Genomic DNA, 1324 nt, shown 5'->3' on the forward strand with positions numbered 1-1324 from the left:
CGATAGCGGATTATACCGAAGCGATAGAGCGAAAACCGGATGATGCGGCGGCATTTTTTAATAGAGGGAATGCATATCAGCAAAAAGGCGACCACGATAAAACGATAGCGGATTATACAAAAGCGACAGAGCTACAGCCGAATGAAGCGGAGGCATTTTACAATAGAGGCGTTGTGTATGGAAAGAAAGGCGAATATGACAACGCGATAACGGATTATGACGCAGCGGTACGGCTGAAGCCGGATTACGCGGAGGCGTTTCATAATCGAGGCAGTGCGTATCTTGCAAAGAAAGTTTACGACAACGCGATAGCGGATTTTGACGCAGCGATACGGATAGAGCCGGATTACGCGGCGGCGTTTTATAATCGAGGGAATGCGTATAATAATAAAGGCGATCATGACAAAGCGATAGCGGATTATACCAAAACGATAGAGCTAAAGCCGAATGACGCGGAGGCATTTTACAATAGAGGCGTTGTGTATGGAAAGAAAGGCGAATATGACAACGCGATAACGGATTTTGACGCAGCGATACGGCTGAAGCCGGATTACGCGGAAGCGTTTTACAATCGTGGTGTTGCGTATGGAAATAAGGGCGATTACGGCAAAGCAATAGCGGATTATACCGAAACGATACGGCTAAATCCGAATATTACGGAGGCGTTTTATAATCGGGGGAATGCGTATAGTGATACAGGCGACCACGGCAGAGCGATAGCGGACTTTACTGAAGCGACACGGCTACAGCCGGATTATGCGTCGGCGTTTCATAATCGGGGCGTTGCGTATAGTGATACAGGCGACCATGACAAAGCGATAGCGGATTTTGACGCAGCGATAGAGCTGAAGCCGGATTACGCGGAAGCGTTTCATAATCGCGGCTTTGTGTATGAACAAAAAGGCGACTATGGCAAAGCGATAGCGGATTATACCGAAGCGATACGGCTGAACCCGGATTATGCGGAGGCGTTTAATAATCGCGGCGGCGCGTATGAAAAGAAAGACGAGCACGACAAAGCGATAGCGGATTTTGGCGAAGCGATACGGTTGAAACCGAAAAATGCGAAGGCATTTAATAATCGGGGCGTTGCGTATGGGAATAAAGGCGACTACGACCGCGCGGCTACGGATTATACTCAGGCAATAAAGCTCGACCCGAATCTTGCACCTGCCTACAATAATCGCGGCCATCCCTATCTTAGCAAGAGCGATTATGGCAAAGCCATCGCGGATTTTGACGCAGCGATAGAGCTGAAGCCGGATTACGTGGAGGCGTTTCATAATCGGGGAAATGCATATTTTAGCAAAGGCGAATATGACAA

At 48.4% G+C, this 1324-nt stretch carries 1 protein-coding gene; it reads left to right on the top strand.

From position 1 onward, the window contains the following. On the top strand, positions 1-1324 hold a 1324-nt coding region (locus AWU74_RS05570), incomplete at both ends, for a tetratricopeptide repeat protein (RefSeq protein WP_187150873.1).

The organism is Treponema endosymbiont of Eucomonympha sp., from assembly GCF_001028545.1.